Genomic DNA, 19,262 nt, shown 5'->3' on the forward strand with positions numbered 1-19,262 from the left:
GAATCGGCTTTCGTCTGACGGGTGCATATCACCCATTCTGCGCAGCGCCAACCAAGATATTCCCGGGCGCGGCAAGCACAGTAACGATCTCCTGCCTATTGGTTTCGTCTCGCGGCAGGGCTTTGTCGTGGAGCTTCTTCCCGGCCTGATTCACGGCCACGGCGTGGTGGCTGGTCTCGCCGACGTAGAGGCTTCAACCGTCGATGCTTTCTTGTCCAGAATCGTGGTTGCCCCCTCTCTATTCGCTGAGACTTGAGATGGGAGCTGGTCTGGGCGCCAGGTAGTCGCATCCTTCGTACGAAGACCCAGCGTCGTGCTTCTATTGGAGATCTTCCGGGCCGCCGTGTCGGTTCCGATGGCAGCACCCTCCCGGATGATTAATGACTGGGGCCGAAACCATACCGGAACCGACCGGCCTGCCCCCGCCCGGATGCTGTATTCGGAACTACGAAAAAGGGAGAGGGCTAAGACCGACCCGGCCAGTGACACCCGGTGGATTCAACCCGCCCCACTAGCACCACCGTTATGGCCCAGGAGATGTAGACACAGCAGTTCACAGTTAAGCGACTGCTATGACAGGAAGACAGTCCCTCATGCTTAGCTTAAGAGGTGAGTTTCATGATGCCCAGGTCCCATTGCGATTCAACTTTTTCTCCGGCTGCGTATTCAGAGTGTTAACGGTTCGCCGGATTCGAAAGAAGGACTCTGTCTAGTGCTGTTCCTATTTGGGCATGCATTGTCCGCGCGTAGGTCGCCGTAATATGGTTACTGTCCCTGTAGATCTGAATCCCACCGATGACGGCTGGGCACAGTTCATTAGGACAAATTGCTTCGGTGAGGTCTACAGCGTGTGCTCGGTCAAGCCCTTCGACTGCTTCGAGCTCCGGAACAAGCGAGGACAGGATTTCCTCTTTTTTCATAGCACAAGCGGCTAAATCGTTCTCATTTTGTGCGACGCAGTCAGGGACCAAGACACCAGGTCTCGGGGTATCGCGGATCGATATCACTTGTACTCCTTCTTCAATAAATGGCTTCCAAGCGTCCCGCATCCCCTGAACCAAAGCGTTGTTATTGGCCTCTGAACTCTCAATCCCTGCAACCTTGTACTTACTTGTAGCAACGATAAGTGCAGTGGGCGGTTGATTTAGGATTGATTCGCTGACATTCTTGCCCCAGTTTAGACAATTATCGTAAGGTTTGCCGTCCAAGAGTATTACAGCGGCTGTTAGCGGACAAGAGCCTTTCGTATACACATCCAGTCTCCATCCACGTTCAGATACTGCTGCCGCCACACCAGGAACCAACATCGCAGCATGAGAGTCACCGACCATTGCCAGGACTGTGGTGGAAGACAGATCCCCGAATGAACATTTCTCGACGTCTTCGCTCAGTTCGGATTTTAGGCAAGTCTTGGGAATGTCGGTAGGCGCGGCAATGGCTGAGGGTGTGATCGATGGGAACGACTTCTGCGGGTTCCCCTGATCCTGGTCCTGTAGCAGTACCTCAGCCCCGACAGGAGTATCAGAAGCGTTTTCTTGACCGAGATTAGTAGCAACAAATTCCGTGTCTGTTGTAGGGGGAACCGGCGGGACCGCAACCGCTAAGAGCGCACCCACCGTGACCGCGGAAAGGGTAAGAACTCCGCCCGTTTTTACCGCAGCCTTTGAACTCTTCTGCTCCTTCGACCATTTTATAAATGGGCGTTCGACGTATCGAAGGCTTGCCCAAGCCGGCACACACGCACTGGCGACAACTGCTAGTCCAACCAGGGCGCTCAGTGGACCAAAGACTGCTTCTGCGAGTACGAGCATAGGCCAGTGCCATAAGTACAGCGAATAAGAGATGGCTCCGATCGCTACCATTGGCTTGGTACCCAAAACAGCCACCGGGCCGAAATTAACTCCTGTTCGACCTGCCCAGAGAACCATGGCCGCACCGAGCGTCGGTAACGCTGCATTATAGCTGGGGAAGGAAGTTGCACCATCGAACTTTATGGCAACAATAATTATGATTCCAAGACCGGTCCAGCCAATTATCGCCGCAATGACATCAGGAATATTCTTTCCGATTCCGACAAATACGGCGAGACTTGCTCCTATTATAAGTTCCCACAGTCGAGTGGTCGTCACGAAGTACGCAGCTGCAGGATTATCGGAGGTTAGGTAGATAGACCATAAAAATGACGGGAACCCAATTACAATCAAGGCAAGAGAAAAACCCACGATGATCCTGTGCTTTGTCTTTGCTGCAATCCATGCAAAAACCACCAGGACCAATGGCCAGAAGAGGTAGAATTGTTCCTCCACAGCTAACGACCAAAAATGCTGGAAAGGGCTTGGGGACTGATCATTGGCCAGATAGCTCACGGAATCACGAGCAAAAATCCAGTTCACAGCATACACACCGCTGGCCATCGCATCTCTGCCGACCTGCATCCAACGAGTTATCGGCATCAGGAGGTAGCACAGCAGGGTTACGCCGATAAGTGTAACAGTCGCGGCCGGTAGGATCCTTGCAGCTCGCCGTCCGTAGAAACCTAGGAAAGAGAATCGTCCTGTGCGCTGTATTTCTTTGACGATTCCGGCTGTGATGAGGAAACCGCTAATTACAAAAAAGACGTCTACCCCAACGAAGCCACCTGGCATCCATTCTAAGCCAGCATGATAAATCAATACGATTCCTACAGCAACTGCCCTGAGGCCTTGGACGTCGGTGCGAAATCCTCTCTGCACTTCCCCTGGCGATCTTCTTTGCTTGTTTTTGCGGATACTTGCAAAATGTGTCATGAGATTCCCAACGTAGAGACCAACGCAAAGACTCCTCCGATAAGCGCGGCTAGCGCAAAAAGCGCCTATATAATACTAGTCGGACAGAGGCACGCTGACGTCACAACTCTTGATCGTTACAGCTGTGGTCCTCGCGGGATCTTGAGCGGCTGTAAGATCAGATCAACTTATATGCTCTTCACTGGGCGGCTTGGGGTGTTGGTAATGCGGTGGAGTCCGGCGGTTGTGATCGCTGCTGCGGTCGGCGCAGCGTGCATCCTAGTTCAGCCTGTTTTGACCGCAGTGCTCGTTGGAGCATTCGTCATCGCGTGGTTATTTCTCTTCAGGCCGAAAGTCGCCGTCGGAGCGACTGTTCTTACAATCATGTTCGGAACCAGCGTTGAAACTGCCACCGGCCTTGCTGTGATTGGATGGGCCGATGAGCTCTTGATCGGGGCTGCCGTAGTTTTTTGTGTGGGCATGAGATGGCTCCGAGGCGACCCGTTGCGTTCGCTGCCTGGCGCGAAATGGCTCTTAGTGTATGTGTTGTTCGGGGTGCTGAGCTGTCTGGCTCGAGATGCACCTTTAGACATCGGGCTGAAGAGCTTGTTACTGACGATAAAGGGCTTCATTTTCGCTTTCGCCGTAGCTCAGCTTAATTGGACCAGTCGCGACGTGAAGCGAATGGTAAAACCTGCTGCGTGTGTAATGATTTTCGTCCTAATAGCGTCAGCGGTGAATCTAGTGATGCCGGGTCTTTGGACTGCGTTTCTCGGACGCGCTAGCGCCGGCGTTAGCTACCGTTTGGGGTTCCCGAGCCTGATTGGTCCTTTCGACCATCCCTTTGCCTATGGTCAATTCATGGCGTTGGCCATCGCAGCACTGGTTGCCTACCGAGCCAACGTCAGGAAAAGCCCGGGGTCTTCGGTCCTCCTGGTGGGCGCCATGCTTGGCGTACTGCTCAGCTTCCGGCGCAAGGCGATTGTCGCGGCGGCCGCAGCAGCACTCTCTGCGAGGTCCTTCACCCCGGGCAAACGGCTCAGTACATCTCTGTCGATGTTTGTGGTTCTTCCCCTGGCACTATTGGTGGGATGGGACTCGTTGAGTAGCGTAGTCCAGTTCACCTACAACGAGTATTTCCTGAATCCCACCGAAACCGCTAGAACCTTGATGTATCGAGACTCGCTTGCTCTGAGCCTGGCATATTTTCCATTAGGCGCCGGTTTTGGACGGTTTGGATCTTTTACGGCGAGCCAAGAATACAGCCCGGAATACGTGAATTTAGGTTATCCGTTCATTTATAGGATGGGTCCCGGAGACAAAGGTGGGTTCCTGTCCGACACTTTCTGGCCGGCGATTCTAGGTGAAGCGGGCATATTCGGACTAATCGCATTCTGTTTGGCACTGTTTTTCCTAGCGAAAACTGGACACAGTTTGATCCGCACAACAAGCGACCCGTACGTGCGATGGATTGGGGTCGTCTCCGTCGCTTGGTTCATCGAGTTCGCAATCGAGTCAGTAGCCGCTCCTTCTTTCAACAGTCCACCGTTGTTCGCTCTGCTCTTCGCCAGCGCAGGGATCGCCGCATCCCTTCTTGCAGCTGAGCGGGGCGCAAGCCAACGTTCCCCAACAGTAACCAGTTATAAACGATTAACAAGCTGAGCAGAACAAACCGAACCAACGCGATCGGTGACTCACCAAGATCGCAGAGCACCCAGTGGTCTACTACGGATTGTAGTGCGCTGCCTCTCCCACGTTCGCCCCGGATGGCTGCACCATGGCAGCCTGCCAGCGCTAGCCAAGCCGGAGAGTTAAGGAGCGACGGACCCGCCAACGCGCCTTCCCTGCGTGGATTCGACCAAGGCATTTTGCAGGGTCCTACACGAAGATGCAGTACTCCTACCGATGACTCCGGGGTGACAAAGTTTGTGGCCCCGGATAATGCCTGGGTTCGCGCCTCGCACTGGAACCTCTGAAGGCCATGCATGGATTTCCATGGTAGTTGGGATGGCCATTTGACATCCACGCAGCAAGGATTGCTGATCCGGCTCTCTCGCAAGAAAGCCATTAGGCTATAGAGATTTCGGTAATATGCTAGCCCCCATCCCTGCTAGGCACGTAGGGCGGGCGAACACTTGCATGAATCGCAGAACTCACCAACGACATGTCCATAACAAAAAGGGCCTTCCCCACCTCCATAATATGCGTCAGGAAGTACCAGGATTTTCCTGAGCTCGGAGCAGGGGAGCTTTTGAACGGTAGGGCCGGGCGTACGCCCATTCCTCGAGCATGGTGCGGTTATACCGTTCGACCTTGCCGTTGGTTTGGGGCCGGTACGGGCGGGTGAACTTGTGCTTGACGCCCGCCCCCAGAGCTTCCTCGAAGGTCCGGGACCGGTAGCAGGAGCCGTTATCAGTGAGCACTCGCTCGACCATGATTCCCTGTGCCGCGAAGAAGGTCTGCACCCGCCGCCAGAATCCCGCGGCGGTGTCCTTGCGCTCTTCGGCAAGGATTTCCGTAAAGGCCAGCCGGGAGCGATCATCGACAGCGGTATGCAAGAAACGCATACCCCGGCCGGCGGTTCGTCTGGCTTCCGGTCTTGTTCCGGTTCCCCAGTGCCTTCCCACGACCCGGTGTCCACCGCCGTCGGGGATCCGATCGAGCTTCTTGATGTCCATGTCGATCAGATCCCCGGGAGCGGTGTGTTCATAGCAGGGATATCCCTGCCCGTGGCACGGTCCTGCCAGGTAAGCCGTGCCAAACCGTTACGCGAAAGCACCAGGTGCATGGTGAGGGGCGGATGCCCAGCCGGTGGCCGATCCGTGCCGGCCCCACCGTCTGTTCACGCGCAGCGCGATGATCCGCCGCTCGGTCCGGCTGCATGTCCGGCCCGGGCTGCGGTGGGGCAGCCCGGAACCGTCTGCCATCCCCGCAGCGCCCAGCGCAGTAAGATGCAGCCCACCGGGCTGCCGTGGTGGCAAAAACCTGGAAGCGTTCAGCTGCCCGCCGTAAAGACCATTGATCCTCCACAACGCAATGCGCTAAATGCGAGCGGCCTCGGAGGAGGAGGGGCGGAGGGTGGCAGTAGCAGGAGACATGGAAGACCCCCGGGTAGGTGTGCTGTCGACAAGCTCCACCTCACTCGAAGGTCTTCTTATGTCACCGTGCCACGCCGTAGATATAACTAACGTCCGTGCTCTGTACAGCTAGCCGGCATCGAGGGTAAGACCCAGTGTTCTCCGAGGATAAGGTCGAGATCTTTGGGACGGTATGGCTTTGCCCCACCAGCAGGATAGGGGGTCATTTCACCGAACCAGATCCTTCCGTTATCCCTGTAAAGATCTACCCGCATGAAATCATAACCGTGCCCGATAGCTGATGCAATGTCTATCATCTCATCGAGATTATCGGGGCGCTCCTCAATTGGTCCCAAGGGGATGCTGTTGTGATAGTCAAGGGCTTCCCATGACGGTGAATACATTCTTCGAGTCGGATTACCGAAACGACTGATGTCAACGTGGATGAGGCGAACCTTACCGTCGAAAACATAGAACTTATAATCGGGCAAAGGGGTCTTGCCGTCACCAATCATTTCTTCGAGGAGATACTCATGGGTCGCTTGGCTATAGGCCCACTCCCCAAGTACTCCGAAGTTGAAATCCTTTAACCATGACCTAGTTTTTTTCTTCAAGGTATCGACGTCGATAACTGAGTTACCGCCAAGAATTACCTGGCCACTACTGTGGTTCGGTTTCAGGATCCAAGGCACAGTGATATTTAAGTTTCTTAGTTCATCCAAGTCACGCCCGTGCCAAAGTGTTTTGGGAACCAAGACGGAACTTGCCTTCGAACCGGCATACACCTTCATTCTCACTTTGTCACAAGTGAAAGCGATTGATTCGCGGCGGTCGTTGATGATGCGCCAGTTTATTTTCTCTGAAAATAGCGTTGGTGCGGTGAGGTTGGGTAAGCGCCTATATGCGCGTAGATAAATAATTCTACGGCGTGTTGCGATCGGCAGTAATCTCAGAGGCTGATAGAAGGCCTGCCTGACAAACTTTTTGATGGTCATATGCTTGTTCTTTCCATTTTTTTTGCTGTCCCGCCAATTCGAAGAAAAAGCCGGCTGATAAGTCCTAGAAGCGCGATTCCACGACCTATTTCCATAAATAATACAAACACGGCCATATGGACGGATTCTCCATCAAAGTAGAAGAATCCGTAGAGCAGAGTGATTGAAGCCTGGACCGCGCCGATAATCCAAAAAGCTTGACCCGAGCCTGCCATGGCTAAGACCCCGTGGCACAATCCAGTCAAAGAATTGATACAGGCGGCTGTAGCGAGGACTACTGCAGTAGCCCATGCCCCAGCATATTCGGCTCCAAGCATCAGCTCGGTTTTCTCAGAACCAATTAAAAGAAGCCCGGCAAGTATGAAGAGTGCCGGCACGAGGCCTAGAATAGAAGCAGAAAGTAGTTCACGGAGCAGTTGGCGGGTATCTCCTAGTTTGATGTGACCCTTTACTCGGGGAAACAGGACTGATGTGGCAGAGGCCGACGCCAAGGTAGCAGCCGAATGAATTCTCTGACCTATTTCATACGACGCCGCTTGAGTAATAGACGCAGCTCCAACGAACATGATGGGAGCACGCGAGGCGATTACACTCAGCCCTGATCCAACTCCGAGAGGCGCGACATTTTTCCAATCTCGGCCGGTGAGTCTTTGGTTCTTCGCGCTGCGCCGAAGGTCGGATGATAGTAGTACAGACATTAGAACCGACAAAAGTACGATTGATATGCACTGACCTGCTATGAGAAAATGAGGTGCCCAAAGGTGGGCCGCCAGTAGAAAAACAATAGCAGTCATTGGCAGTACTATCGCGTCAAGTGTCTGTCCCAGCATCAACTGACCGCGGGCGCGTAATTGGCATGACCAAAGTCGTTGCAACGCTGATGCAAAAATAACGATGGGAAGAGTCAGGGCCATTTCCAGACGAAAAATACCAAGTGACGTCAGCCATAGTCCGGTTGCCAGAAACAGTATGGTCAGAGGAAGCAGCACTTGCAAGAGACTTAACAGTATCCCCTTGCTGCGTTGCCCAAAATCGGTTTGTGAGCTTTCCCAGACGGATGGAAGCTCACGGAGTATATAGAGATCCAGCCCCAGCGTTCCTCCTACGCGTGCAATGATTGCTGCACTCCATAGGATGGCGTTTTGTCCGACATCCTCTACGGGAAAGAGAGCAACCGCTAGGGCAACCAAGACGAGCTGGAGTGCAGCACCGCCGACTCGAATCAGCAGAACGTAAAAGCTCTGGGAGAATACGCTATTTTTGTGCATTATTCCACTGATCTATTATGGCTAAAATCATTCGTTCGCTGGTGTAGCTTTGCTGCCATCGAACTCGTCCTTTCGATCCGTATTTAATAGCCGTCCCTATCTGACATAGTGCTTCCATGCTCCGAGTCAATTCATGGACATCACGTGGTGGAATGAGGACGCCATCAACGGTATCTTGAATCATTTCTGGGATCCCGCCAACGCGAGTTGCTATAACTGCAGTGGATACAGACATGGATTCCAAAACGGTAAGAGGCATATTTTCGAAGTGCGACGGGAGGACAACGGCCCAAGCTGCGGCCATCTCCGTGAGGGTCTCATGGTTTGTGCGCCAGCCGAGTTGGATTATGTTTTCTGTCGATTTGTCTAGTTCAGCGGATACTGAATTGTCGGTCGAGCCTCCTATAAGTAACAGACGAGCGTTCAGTTCTTCAGGAAGTGCGTGAAAAGCCCTAATCAGTTCAGGCACGCCCTTGGCTCTAGTCAAGCGCCCGGCGTATACGAAGGTTGGTGTTGCCGTTTTTTGGGCATTACTAATAAGCACTGATCCTGGATCAGCCGTGCCGTTAGGAATTACTGCGATTTTGGAGGCGTCAATCTTGAGTTGCTCGACCAGAAACTTGCTCCAGCTTGGAGTTAAGGCAATCACGCTTTTCGCGTGTCTAAAGTAGCTCAGAACTAGACGCATTCGCACCTTAGGCAGCTTGCTTAGGAATTCTGGATAACCGCCACCGTGTAGATGAATGATGTACGGAATCCGATACACTCGAACAAACAGGCTGAACAGTAGATTGCGATAGGTGCTGCCTCGTGACGCTGTATTAAAATGGACTACGTCGGGGCGGGCCACTGTCATCTGTTTTAGTGCAACAAAAAAGCTTGTCAGGCTTGGGTATCCCGAAGAATCCTTTTTTCCAAGAGGGTTCAGGAATGTGGCTTCGATGGAAGGCTCGTTTTGACACCATGAATCCACCAAAGTCATGACCTGTGCTATACCACCGGGCATGTCCGGTGGGTCACCAATAACAAGAACTCTCAACTTTCCCTCTCTACGACAACGGTGATTTGCCCAGCAAGATCTCAGGAAAGCCCACCGATAGTCGTCGCTGCTCGTCGCCTATATCGAGGCGCCAAATGGTCTGTGAGGCATGACCAAATATGAGCATGTCCACGGTCAGTTTAGAGGTTGAGCTTGTTTGTGCCAAACAGCGCGAACAGATGGGAGGGAACTAATCAAGTCTTATTTGGTGTTATATTCTGCGGGCTTACAGGGTCGTCAGTTGAGGTCAGGTTGTGATTTGCCGTCCGTAATCACGCCAGGGAGGTAGGGCATCGGCGCAGAAAGCGCCTAGCGGACTGCAGATTTGGGGAAGGGTCCACTGGGTTGCCAAGCTTCGCCTGGTAGTCGATCCGCCTTTTGCCAAAGGCGGCGGTGAATAGTTCGAGACCAGAGGCCGATGAATGCGACGTCCGTAAGCTCTTGAAGCCTACGGACTTACAGTGAAGTGCATTCGTATAAGGTCCGCGGCAAACTCGGTGAAGGACCTCGTTTAGGCGTTGGGTGGAAACGGTCCTGGGCCTGAGCCACCTGCTGGCCTCGTACCTGCCAGGACAGTTGCCAAGAGTCGTGTTCCCTGTTGATGTGGGTGCTACTAAGCGCACACTTAGGCTGCCATGGGATTGGAAGCCTAAGGCAGCTCCACCCGAAACGTAGTCCCCACACCCAGCTCAGACTCAAGTGATATCAGTCCGCCGTGGGCCTCCACAATGGACTTGGTGATCACTAGGCCAAGGCCCACGCCGGGAATGGCCGCCTTGCGGACCGAACCGGTGCGGAAGAACTTGGCGAAGACCTCCAGCTGGTCCAGCACGCTCATGCCCATGCCGGTATCCGCCACTTCCATGATCACTGACTCTTCCTCTGCCCAGGCACGGACGGTCACCACGCCGCCGTCGGGGGAGTACTTGATGGCGTTGGAGAGCAGGTTGTCCAGCACTTGGAGCATCCGCCCGGCGTCCACCTGCAATATCAGGTCCCCGGCCAGTTCACGGCGCAGCTCCACCCCGGCCGCCTGAGCCCGCGGGCCAGCGGAGTCCAAGGCAATCTCGATCAGTTCGCCCAGCTTCTCCTCGGACAGCATGAGCTGGAGGGAGTCGGAGGCGGTGGCCAGTAGATCGGAAACCAGAGTGAGCAGCCGCTCGGCGTTGCGCTGGACCACCAGGAGGGCAGACGGGATGGGGCCGGCCATGTGCCGGTCCTCGGCCTCCTCCAAGGCCAGGTCCAGATACCCGAGGATGGAGGTCAGGGGAGTGCGCAGCTCATGGGACACGTTGGCTACAAAGTCATCCTTGCTCTGCAGCGCATTGACCATGTCCGTGACATCGGAGAGGGCGAGCACCGAGCCGTTGAAGGCGCCGTCGTCGTCGGTCACCGGGCGGGCGGCCACAGCCAGGGCGCGCTGGCGCTCACCGGAACCCACCCACACCACGTAGTCGGAGAAGGAATCACCCCGCATGGCGCGCTGGGCCGGACGGGCGTGCGGTGGCAGCTGCGTCCTCCGGTCCAGACCGAAAATCTCCAGCGTCTCCTCCACAAAGCTGGTGGTCCCCACCGGCAGCGTGAGCTCGTGGTTGATCACCTGCCGGTTGTTCATCAGGATGATTTCGCCGTGCCGGTCCAGCGCGAGGACGCCCACATCCACGGTGTCCAGCACGGCGCTGAGCAGTGTGGAACTGCGCCGGCTCTCCAGCAGGCTCTCCTGCAGTTCCACCTTGGCGGCACGGAGCTCCTGCTGCTGCTCCAGGGTGTCCCGCTCCACAATGGCCACGGTGCCGAAGATCGCCAGCATGATGAAGGGAATCAGCATGGGGGCGGCCAGGTCCCGCAGCTCGGTCTGGCCGGCAATTATCAACGGCGTCCACACCACCAGGACGGTCCCGGCAAAGCTCAGCAGCCCGGCCAGCCGGCGCGCGGCACCGGACCACGCCAGCCAGAAGACCGGCAGCACGCACAGCAGGCTCAGGCCTGTCACGGAGTCCCGGCCACCCGTGTACAACAGGCAGATCACGCCGAAATCCAGCAGCGGGATCAGCCAGTACGCCGGCACAAAGAGCCGGTCCCAGGGAATGGCAACGGAGGCGGCAGTGGCCACGGCCAGCAGCCCCAGGCCGAGGCGGAACGCTGGTTCCCCGAACGTTTCCGGGCTCCCCGCCGCCACCAGGGGCAGTGCAATAAACACCGAGATCACCAGCGGAAGCTGGGTGATGGCCACCTTCAGCCGAAGCGAGAATTCGTGGAAATGAGTGCGGATTCCCAATAGGGTCAGGGCCCGGCGTTCGAAACTGGACATATAAAAGCGAACCCCTGATCCTTGACAGCTATAGCTGCGATTATAGGGGGAGCCTGTAGTATCTCGAGTAAGGGGAGCGGGTTATCAGAAGGTCTCGCAGGACGGAAAATCACCAAATATGGAAATACAGCGCGTTGCAGTCATCATTGAGGACGACAAAGATATCCGCGACCTCTTAAACGCGGTATTGCAGCAGTCGGGTTTCAAGGTTTTCACCGCTCCCAACGGGACCGAGGGTGTGGAAGCTGTCCGCGCGCACAATCCCACGGTGGTCACCCTGGACCTGGGTCTGCCGGATATTGACGGGTTTGAAGTGATCCGCCAGCTGCGCCTGTTTTCCGACGCCTACATCGTGATGCTCACCGCGCGCGCCGAGGAACTCGACACCCTCATGGGTCTGGAAGCGGGTGCGGATGACTACATCACCAAACCCTTCCGCCCGCGTGAACTGCGCGCCCGCATCTCCGCGATGCTGCGCCGCCCCCGCGCCAGCGAGGAAACCGCGACAACGGCTCCCCAGACTGCCGTGCCGGACGCCCCCGGTGCCTCCGCGCAGGCCGCGCCTCCGGCAGCTCCTGCAGCTGCTGCTCCCGCTGAAGCCGGCGCCGGCGCCCAAGAGGCCGGCCAGTTCCGGCACAACGGGCTGAGCCTGGACTTCGGCACCCGCACCACCGAAATTGACGGCAAGCCTGTTGAACTGACCCGCACCGAGTTCGAACTGCTGCACGCCGTGTTGGAAGGCGGACGCCGCGTCCGCACCAAAACCGACCTGGTGCGCCGTCTGCGCGGCGATGAGTACGACGCCGGCGGGTTCATCAGCGAGGCCGACGAACGCACCGTCGAAGTCCATGTGGGTAACGTCCGCCGCAAGCTCGGCGACGACTCGCGGTCCCCGCGCTGGCTGGAAACGGTCCGCGGCGTGGGCTACCGGCTGGCCCCGTCCCGCTAGCGTCCGCCGCGCGGACCTGGCTCCGGAATCGCCGGGCGGGCTCGCCGGCGTCGACGCCGTCCGGGTGCTGCCCGGGCAGGGCACCCCGTGGAGCGGGAGCCCTGCGGCCGTTCAGGAGCCGGTGCGGCAAGCCCGCGCCGTTTGACGCCAAACCGTGCAGCACCCACCTGCACCACCTGACCCCTCAGCCGCGCAGCGCAGCATTCAGCCGAGCCGCCTGCAGTGTCAGATGGTCCCGCTCCTGCACATTGGTGGCGGCACGGGCCGCCTCGGCATAGAGCCGCGCCGCAGCCGCCGGATCGCCGTCGCGCTCGGTCAGGTAGGCCAGCGCAGCGGTGTGCCGGGGGAGCGCGGGGTCCAGCGCCGCCAGAGCGGCCAGCCCGGCGCGCGGCCCGTCCGCCTCACCCACCGCGACCGCCCGGTTCAGCCCGGCCACCGGACTGCCGGTGAGGCGCACCAGCTCGTCGTACCACTCCACGATCTGCGGCCAGTCCGTCTCGCCGGCCGCCGGGGCGTCGGCGTGCAGCGCGGCAATGGCGGCCTGCGCCTGGAACTCACCGAGCCGGTCCCTGGTTAGCGCCCGCTGCAGGATGTCCATCCCCTCGGCGATCAGCCCGGTGTCCCATTGGCTGCGGTCCTGTTCGGCCAGCGGAATCAGCTGCCCGTTGGTCCGGGTGCGGGCGGCGCGCCGTGCGTGGTGGAGCAGCATCAGGGCCAGCAGCCCGTGCACTTCCGGATGGTCGACGCCGGCGGCCAGCTGACGGGTGAGCCGGATCGCCTCGGCGGCCAGATCCACGTCGCCGGAGTACCCCTCGTTGAAAACCAGATACAGCACCCGCAGCACGGTTGCCACGTCTCCGGGAGCTTCAAAGCGGTGCCCGGCGAGCAGTCGCTTGGCCCGGCTGATCCGCTGTGCCATGGTGGCCTCGCCCACCAGATACGCGGCGGCAATCTGCCGGGTGGTCAGCCCGCCCACGGCCCGCAGCGTTAGCGCCACCGCCGAGGACGGGCTGAGCACCGGATGGGCGCAGAGGAAGTACAGCTGCAGCGTGTCATCGGTGATTCCCGCGGGTCTGGCGGCGGGTTCGGTGTGCACCCGCAACTCCCGCTGCCGGCGCGAGTCCTCGGCACGCACGGCGTCGAGGAACCTGCGCCAGGCCACGGTGACCAGCCACGCCTTCGGATTCCGCGGCGGCTGCCGAGGCCACGTCCGCAGGGCCTCGATGAGGGCTTCCTGCACTGAGTCCTCGGCCGCCGCGAAGTCGGCTCCGCGGCGAACGACGGCGGTTATCACCTGCGGGGTCAGCGTGCGCAGCAGCACCTCGTCGACCATGAGCGCCTCACTCCGTTATTCCGATTACTCCGTGACGGTCAGCGGCGGAGTAAGGAAGGGCCGGACCTCGATCCACTCGTAGATCGGCTTGCCGGCCCGGCCCGGAGCCGCGGAGAGTTCCCCGGCGAGCTCGAGCGCGTGGTCGTAGCTGTCGACGTCGAGCACCATCCACCCGGCGATCAGATCCTTGGTCTCCGCGAACGGACCGTCAGTGACGGGCGGACGGCCCTCGCCGTCGTACCGCACAAAGGTTCCCTCGGGGGACACAGCCTGCCCGTCCACGTACTCGCCGGTTTCCGTCAGCCGGTCCGCGAAGTCCTGCATGTACTGCATGTGGGCGGAGATTTCCTCCGGCGTCCACTGGTCCATCGGCGCATCATTGAGGGCTGCCGGAGCGCCGCGGTAGTGCTTGAGCAAAAGGTACTTGGCCATGACGGTTCTCCCTGGATTCCTGCCACACAGTTTCCGGCGACACAGCCATTGTGGCTGCGTTCACTCCAGGGACGAAGCAGTTCCCGCAATTTCGACATCCGCGGGGGAGGCTTCCGTTCCGTCGGCGGGGTCGGCGGGGTCGGCCAGCGACGACGCATGGGGCAGGGATACCGTGAACGCGGATCCCACGCCGGGGCGGCTGACCAGGGTAATGGTGCCGCCATGGGCCTCCACAATGTTCTTGGAGATGGCCAGGCCGAGCCCGGCCCCGGGGATGCCGGCCTGACGGACGGCGCCGGTGCGGAAGAACTTGGTGAACAGTTCCTTCTGGTCCTGCTCGCTCATACCCATGCCGGTGTCCCGGACCTCCAGGCAGGTGCAGGTATCGTCGGCCCAGGCACTCACCGTTACGGTGCCGCCGTCGGGCGAGTATTTGATGGCGTTGGAGAGCAGGTTGTCCAGCACCTGGGCCAGCCGCACCGGGTCCGCCTGCACCGCCAAAGCGGGTGCGCAGCTTGCGGCCAGCTCCACTCCAGCGGCGGCCGCCCGCGGGGCGGCGGCGCGCAGGCAGGTGGAGATCAGCTCGGCCACGGGCACGGGCCGGGGATCCACCGACACGCTGCCCGACGCGGTGGCGAGCAGGTCCGAGACCAGGCGCAGCAGCCGTTCGCTGTTGCGCTGGGCCACGGAGACGGCGTGCGGAATGGTTCCGGTCAGCCCGGTGTCCTCGGCCTCCTCCTGGGCCAGGTCCAGGTAGCCCATGATGGAGGTCAGGGGAGTGCGCAGCTCATGGGAGACGCTGGAGACGAAGTCGTCCTTGGCCCGCAGTGCGTCAACCAGCGGGGTGATGTTGTGGAAGGCGATGACGGCGCCGTTGAATCCCTGCTCGTTGCGCAGGACGCGCGCGGAACAGGACAGGGCCATCTGGTCACCGGGCGGACCGGCGTACAAAAGCACGTCCTCGAAGGATTCGCCCCTAATGGCGCGGGCCACGGGCCGCTGGTCGGCGGGCAGGGCGGTGGTGCGGTCGAGTCCGAAAAACAGCAGGTCCGGTTCCTGGGTGTGCTTCATGCCGTCCGGCCGGATCCGGCCGTCCAGGGCTTCCATGGAGTTGTTCTTGTGCACGGCGGTGCCGTTGGCATTGACCACCAGGACGCCGACGTCGATGGCGTTCAGCACAACGTCCAGCAGCTCGGAGCGCTCGGTGCTCAGGTTCAGGGCGTTTTCCAGCTGCTGGTCCTTGGCCTGCAGTGCAGCCTGCTGCGCGGCCATGTCCTTGCGCATTACGGTGACGGTAACCGCCACGGCCAGAGTGACCAGCGGACCGAGGATGGGTGCGGCGAGCCGCTGCCCGGTGATGGGTTCCGCGGAGGCGAACACCGGGTTCCAGACGATGGCCAGCGGGCCGAGGAAACTCAGGATGCGGGCGCCGAGGGTCGAAACGCGGGACCAGGACAGCCAAAAAACGGGAAAAATGGCCAGCAGGTAGATGCCAATGGCCAAACCCAGGCTGCCGGCGTACAGGTAGCCGATGGCGATAAAGTCCAGGATCGGCAGGAACCAGTAGAAGGGATACCAGAGCCGGTCCCAGGGAACGACGGCGGTGAGCACCGTGGTTGCCGCGAGCAGCGCCAGCCCGGTCTGGAACAGCGGCCGGGTCAGGATATCCGGCAGCAGTGTGGCGAAGATGATGCAGAGCAGGGTGACGGTGATGACCAGCGGGGCGTGGCTGATCCGGACCCGCTGGGCCAGCGTCATCTCGTGGAAATCGCGGTTGGAGCTCAAGGCGGAGAGCATGCGTGCGGAGAGCCGTGACATGGTGATGAACTCTCCCCCTGGTAAGCGAACTGCTTGGCTTCCAGCGTACCGGCTCCGACGTGGGGTTTCGCCCGCTGCGTGAGGCTTAGTCCAGAGACGCGAGCAGGCAGGGCATGGTTTCCTGGCCGCAGGCGGCGATGACGCCCAGCATGGAAGCCAGCTCCGCCGCCCCTACCTGCTTCAGGCGCTCCTGGGCGCAGCGGGCCAGAGCTGCCAGACGCTGGGCGCCGGCCATTTCGCTGGCGATTTTGATGCTCAGCACCACGTCCATGGCGGCGGCGTCGTCCGCGGCGATGACGGCCGTACGCAGCCGGTCGAAGCGGCCTTCCCACATGGCCACGTAGTTGCCGACAAACTCGCGGCAGGACGCCGGGCCGAGCTGGTCAGCGAGATCCAGCAGCTGCTCGCGGTGCAGCAGATCCGGGGCGTGCTCGGCGGTGGTCATCATGAACAGACTCCTGCCCGCGGCGAGGGGGAGGATGAAACCGATGCTTTCGGAGCCATGAGTTTTCCTCCGCTCTGGGGGCCGCTGTGGTGCGCGGCGGGTCTGGGTGATTGATAAGGCTGCTTGATGTATATGACAATGCCAGCCTTAGCTCAGGAACGTCCCCCGCGAAGGCGCAAGATCGGGGAAAGATTCCCGGGCGGGGCAACCGCCGGCGCCGGGTGCCGTTCCCTTATGGCCGCATTTAGGGTAGCGGCGGACGGGTGCGGGAGCGCCAGGCGTACACCGCAATGCAGCCCAGGGCCGCGCCGAGGGAGTTGGCGGTGACGTCATAAATCGTCGCGTAGCGGTTGGGCAGTAATAGGGCCTGCGCTGCCTCGATGGTGCAGGAGGCGGCAATGCCGACGGCGGCTGCCAGCCAGGTACGGTCCCTGTCCAGCCAGGCGGCGCCGATCACGCCGAAGGGCATGAACATCACCACGTTGGCGATGGTTTCCACAAAGCCGTAGTTGATCCAGCCGGGCACGCCGATGCCGTGCAGTTTGCGCAGGATTATCTTGAGCGTGCCGGCGGACCCTTCATCCACGGGGGAGGGCCAAAACACCACCAGCGCCAGCACCCCTATATAGAGGAGGAAAAGCACTGCCAGCGTCCGCCGCTGCCGGACCCGCCGGGACGCGGGTTTCGGCGTCGGGGGCGTTGGCGGCGTCTGGGGTGCCGGAGGTCCGGGCGGGGGCGGCGGCTGCCGGGCAGGTCCGGTGCCCGTCACCGGTACCGGCGTTCCCAGGCCAGCAGGGCATTCACGGCGGGGGTGAGTTCATGCACCATCTGCTGGTAGGTCTCCTCGCTGCGGCGGTAGGGGTCCACGACGTCGTCCTCCTCAGGCCCGCCCGGGTTGGCGGTGCGCAGACGCAGCGCACGGCCCAGGGCGGCCGTCCAGCGTTCGGAGGCGCCGACGTCGGCCTGTCCGTCAATGTGCGGCAGGAGCCGTGCCAGCTCGCGCAGGGTAAAGGTGCGGCGCAGCAGCCCCGGGGCCAGTTCCACGATCTTGCTGCGGTGCGCCCGGCTCAGGGCGAGCACCAGATCCTGGCCGGCGAGGATGTCGGAGCTGAGCTGGCGGGAAATGAAGTTGGTGGAGTCCCCGCCCAAGACGTTCACGAAACCGGCCACGTGCGGTTCGATGCCCGAGCCCACCAGGGCGCCGGTGCCGGCGCTGGTGACGGTGAACTCGCCGGGGGCCATGGCGTCGAAGCCGGCCTGGAGCAGGCGCTCGGCCATGGGGGAGCGGCAGATATTGCCGGTGCAGACGGTCAGGATGCGGAACGGGGTGTTAATGCTCATGTCCTCGGGCTTCGAATTGCGCGTCTTTATGGTTGCTGTTGCGTGTACTGCGGATGCTTGGGAGCGCTAAAACGGGCGTTTGCGGACAAATCCACGGTTCATTGCGCTGATGTTGAGGTTACCTTGTGCGGGCCTTGAGCTTTGGCCAAACGTTGCATCAACCCTGCGGGAAGGACGCGCTGTTTCTTGAGGACGGGGCGGCAAAGTAATACCCAGCGGCAAGGAAAACCTTCCTAGGCCGAAGCAGTCTCAAGCAAAACGAACAAGGGGAACACAATGAACAAGATGGCTAAAGGCGCACTGGCAATCGGTATCGGCTCGGCACTGCTGCTCGGCGGCGGCGGAACCCTCGCAGTCTGGAACCAGACGCAGTCAGCCAACGCCGGGCAGATCGCAGCCGGTGACCTGGAACTGACGACCCAGCCCGGTGTGTGGAAGAACGCCTACGGCACCGTGGTGGACCTGGATCCGACCAACGCTGTCGCGGACTACAAGGTGGTTCCCGGTGATGTTCTCACCTACAGCCAGACCATGGACGTCAAGCTGGTCGGCGACCTGATGAAGGCGAAACTCTCCATCCAGAACGTCCCCTCCAGCAACTTCGTGGACCAGAACGTCACGGTCGAAAACGTGGTCGTCAAGGACGCTGCAGGTAAAGACCTGAAGGACGCCATCATCGAGTCGAGCAAGGCAACGCCCATCCAGAAGGTAACCGCCTCAGCGAAGTTCACCTTCAAGCAGGACACGGACCTGCGCAGCAGCGTCAACGCGCTGGCCGACTTCAAGAACATCTCCTACAAGCTGGACCAGCAGGTTCTGCCGACGCCGACCGCCTCAGCCACGCCCGGCAAGTAACACCGGCTAACGCCACTTTGTTCTAACCCCTGGCTGTGCGCGGTGCACACGCTCCGCGCACAGCCTGTTCCCCCTGGAGATGCATTCCGTGAAGAGTCTTCGAGCACTGAAAGCGACCGGCCTGATCCTTGCCGCCGTGGTGCTCGGGCTGATGACAGTCCAGGGAAGCTACGCACTATGGAACGCAGCAGTGCCGTCCAACGCCGGCACCATCCAAGCAGCGGACTTCAAAGTGACGGTCGGAGACACGCTGCTGTCACCGGGCCAGGCGTTACAGTTACCGTCAGCCAAACTGAGTATGGCTTCGAAGGAATTGATCACACCGGTCAGCGTCGCCAGCGCTGTGAACGTCACCCGGGATTCTCCTTTTAGGAGCATCACAACCCTGACGGTGAACCCGGTTGCCGCACCGCTGGTTGTTGGCGTTGCCCTCAGCAACACCAACGGAACCTGCCCGGCAGCTGCCGCCATGTACAAGGCTTCGGCAGCCACGCTGCCCCAGAAAACGATGGTGAAGCAGACCTTCTGCTTCCGTACGGCGCTAAAAGACGGAACCACGAATCAGATGCTCGGCGTTCCCGTAATTGGACCCTCGGCAATACTCGACGTGACGCAGGTCGCTTCCAATTGATTC

Annotated in this window: 15 protein-coding genes and 1 pseudogene; 4 read left to right on the forward strand and 12 right to left on the reverse strand. The window is 59.8% G+C overall.

Going from position 1 to position 19,262, the window contains the following annotated elements; all coding sequences use genetic code 11:
• Positions 1-674 precede the first annotated feature (674 nt).
• Positions 675-2,786: an acyltransferase family protein gene (locus CXR03_RS14605; RefSeq protein WP_104104467.1), complete on the reverse strand. Its 2,112-nt coding sequence runs from the start codon at positions 2,784-2,786 to the stop codon at positions 675-677.
• A 225-nt stretch (positions 2,787-3,011) separates the two neighbouring features.
• On the opposite strand from CXR03_RS14605, the gene CXR03_RS14610 reads away from it, so the two are divergent.
• Positions 3,012-4,427 (forward strand): hypothetical protein, encoded by a 1,416-nt coding sequence (locus CXR03_RS14610; protein WP_146070533.1) that lies wholly within the window; start codon positions 3,012-3,014, stop codon positions 4,425-4,427.
• A gap of 590 nt (positions 4,428-5,017) precedes the next feature.
• Here the strand turns inward: CXR03_RS14610 and CXR03_RS18720 are convergent.
• The 5 genes and pseudogenes from CXR03_RS18720 to CXR03_RS14630 form a co-directional block, all read right to left on the reverse strand.
• Positions 5,018-5,795 (reverse strand): annotated as a pseudogene (locus tag CXR03_RS18720) (IS481 family transposase); the annotation flags it as partial.
• Positions 5,796-5,949: 154 nt separating this feature from the next.
• Positions 5,950-6,837: an ATP-grasp fold amidoligase family protein gene (locus tag CXR03_RS14620; RefSeq protein ID WP_104104470.1), complete on the reverse strand. Its 888-nt coding sequence runs from the start codon at positions 6,835-6,837 to the stop codon at positions 5,950-5,952.
• Positions 6,834-8,105, reverse strand: coding sequence for a lipopolysaccharide biosynthesis protein (locus tag CXR03_RS18190; protein ID WP_146070534.1), 1,272 nt, complete (start codon positions 8,103-8,105; stop codon positions 6,834-6,836). The genes CXR03_RS14620 and CXR03_RS18190 overlap by 4 nt, the downstream gene beginning before the upstream one ends.
• Positions 8,092-9,144: a glycosyltransferase family 4 protein gene (locus tag CXR03_RS14625; RefSeq protein ID WP_146070535.1), complete on the reverse strand. Its 1,053-nt coding sequence runs from the start codon at positions 9,142-9,144 to the stop codon at positions 8,092-8,094. The genes CXR03_RS18190 and CXR03_RS14625 overlap by 14 nt, the downstream gene beginning before the upstream one ends.
• Before the next feature lie 649 nt (positions 9,145-9,793).
• The gene (locus CXR03_RS14630; protein WP_104104472.1) at positions 9,794-11,455 is read right to left on the reverse strand and encodes a cell wall metabolism sensor histidine kinase WalK; all 1,662 of its coding nucleotides are present in this window, start codon (positions 11,453-11,455) and stop codon (positions 9,794-9,796) included.
• Between the two features lie 118 nt (positions 11,456-11,573).
• Here CXR03_RS14630 and CXR03_RS14635 point away from each other — a divergent pair, with 118 nt between their 5' ends.
• Entirely contained in the window at positions 11,574-12,404 is an 831-nt protein-coding gene (locus CXR03_RS14635) for a response regulator transcription factor (RefSeq protein WP_104104473.1), read from the forward strand.
• A 184-nt stretch (positions 12,405-12,588) separates the two neighbouring features.
• Here CXR03_RS14635 and CXR03_RS14640 read toward each other — a convergent pair whose 3' ends face one another.
• The 6 genes from CXR03_RS14640 to CXR03_RS14665 form a co-directional block, all read right to left on the reverse strand.
• Positions 12,589-13,737 (reverse strand): RNA polymerase sigma factor, encoded by a 1,149-nt coding sequence (locus CXR03_RS14640; RefSeq protein ID WP_104104474.1) that lies wholly within the window; start codon positions 13,735-13,737, stop codon positions 12,589-12,591.
• A 24-nt stretch (positions 13,738-13,761) separates the two neighbouring features.
• On the reverse strand, positions 13,762-14,169 hold the full coding sequence (locus tag CXR03_RS14645) for a YciI family protein (protein ID WP_104104475.1): 408 nt from the start codon (positions 14,167-14,169) through the stop codon (positions 13,762-13,764).
• A 60-nt stretch (positions 14,170-14,229) separates the two neighbouring features.
• Positions 14,230-15,987: a PAS domain-containing sensor histidine kinase gene (locus CXR03_RS14650; RefSeq protein WP_104104476.1), complete on the reverse strand. Its 1,758-nt coding sequence runs from the start codon at positions 15,985-15,987 to the stop codon at positions 14,230-14,232.
• A gap of 85 nt (positions 15,988-16,072) precedes the next feature.
• A complete protein-coding gene (locus tag CXR03_RS14655; protein ID WP_104104477.1) occupies positions 16,073-16,435 on the reverse strand; it encodes a hypothetical protein in 363 nt (120 codons plus the stop codon).
• 241 nt (positions 16,436-16,676) lie between these two features.
• A complete protein-coding gene (locus CXR03_RS14660) occupies positions 16,677-17,075 on the reverse strand; it encodes a VanZ family protein (protein WP_181034630.1) in 399 nt (132 codons plus the stop codon).
• A 122-nt stretch (positions 17,076-17,197) separates the two neighbouring features.
• A complete protein-coding gene (locus CXR03_RS14665; protein WP_104104479.1) occupies positions 17,198-17,773 on the reverse strand; it encodes a low molecular weight phosphatase family protein in 576 nt (191 codons plus the stop codon).
• Positions 17,774-18,058: 285 nt separating this feature from the next.
• Between CXR03_RS14665 and CXR03_RS14670 the strand changes: the two genes are divergently transcribed.
• Positions 18,059-18,628: an alternate-type signal peptide domain-containing protein gene (locus tag CXR03_RS14670; RefSeq protein WP_181034631.1), complete on the forward strand. Its 570-nt coding sequence runs from the start codon at positions 18,059-18,061 to the stop codon at positions 18,626-18,628.
• Between the two features lie 88 nt (positions 18,629-18,716).
• A complete protein-coding gene (locus tag CXR03_RS14675) occupies positions 18,717-19,259 on the forward strand; it encodes a hypothetical protein (RefSeq protein WP_146070536.1) in 543 nt (180 codons plus the stop codon).
• Positions 19,260-19,262 lie beyond the last annotated feature (3 nt).

The sequence above is a fragment of the Arthrobacter sp. 08Y14 genome, from assembly GCF_002929455.1.
GTDB classification, from domain to species: Bacteria; Actinomycetota; Actinomycetes; order Actinomycetales; family Micrococcaceae; genus Arthrobacter_B; species Arthrobacter_B sunyaminii.

Excerpts from the sequence above, each read along its gene's own strand:
- CXR03_RS14655 (WP_104104477.1), bottom strand. The coding sequence starts at position 16,435 with ATGATGACCACCGCCGAGCACGCCCCGGATCTGCTGCACCGCGAGCAG.
- CXR03_RS14635 (WP_104104473.1), top strand. The coding sequence starts at position 11,574 with ATGGAAATACAGCGCGTTGCAGTCATCATTGAGGACGACAAAGATATC.
- CXR03_RS14630 (WP_104104472.1), bottom strand. The coding sequence starts at position 11,455 with ATGTCCAGTTTCGAACGCCGGGCCCTGACCCTATTGGGAATCCGCACT.
- CXR03_RS14670 (WP_181034631.1), top strand. The coding sequence starts at position 18,059 with ATGGCTAAAGGCGCACTGGCAATCGGTATCGGCTCGGCACTGCTGCTC.
- CXR03_RS14620 (WP_104104470.1), bottom strand. The coding sequence starts at position 6,837 with ATGACCATCAAAAAGTTTGTCAGGCAGGCCTTCTATCAGCCTCTGAGA.
- CXR03_RS14605 (WP_104104467.1), bottom strand. The coding sequence starts at position 2,786 with ATGACACATTTTGCAAGTATCCGCAAAAACAAGCAAAGAAGATCGCCA.
- CXR03_RS14665 (WP_104104479.1), bottom strand. The coding sequence starts at position 17,773 with ATGAGCATTAACACCCCGTTCCGCATCCTGACCGTCTGCACCGGCAAT.
- CXR03_RS14645 (WP_104104475.1), bottom strand. The coding sequence starts at position 14,169 with ATGGCCAAGTACCTTTTGCTCAAGCACTACCGCGGCGCTCCGGCAGCC.
- CXR03_RS14650 (WP_104104476.1), bottom strand. The coding sequence starts at position 15,987 with ATGTCACGGCTCTCCGCACGCATGCTCTCCGCCTTGAGCTCCAACCGC.
- CXR03_RS18190 (WP_146070534.1), bottom strand. The coding sequence starts at position 8,105 with ATGCACAAAAATAGCGTATTCTCCCAGAGCTTTTACGTTCTGCTGATT.
- CXR03_RS14640 (WP_104104474.1), bottom strand. The coding sequence starts at position 13,737 with ATGGTCGACGAGGTGCTGCTGCGCACGCTGACCCCGCAGGTGATAACC.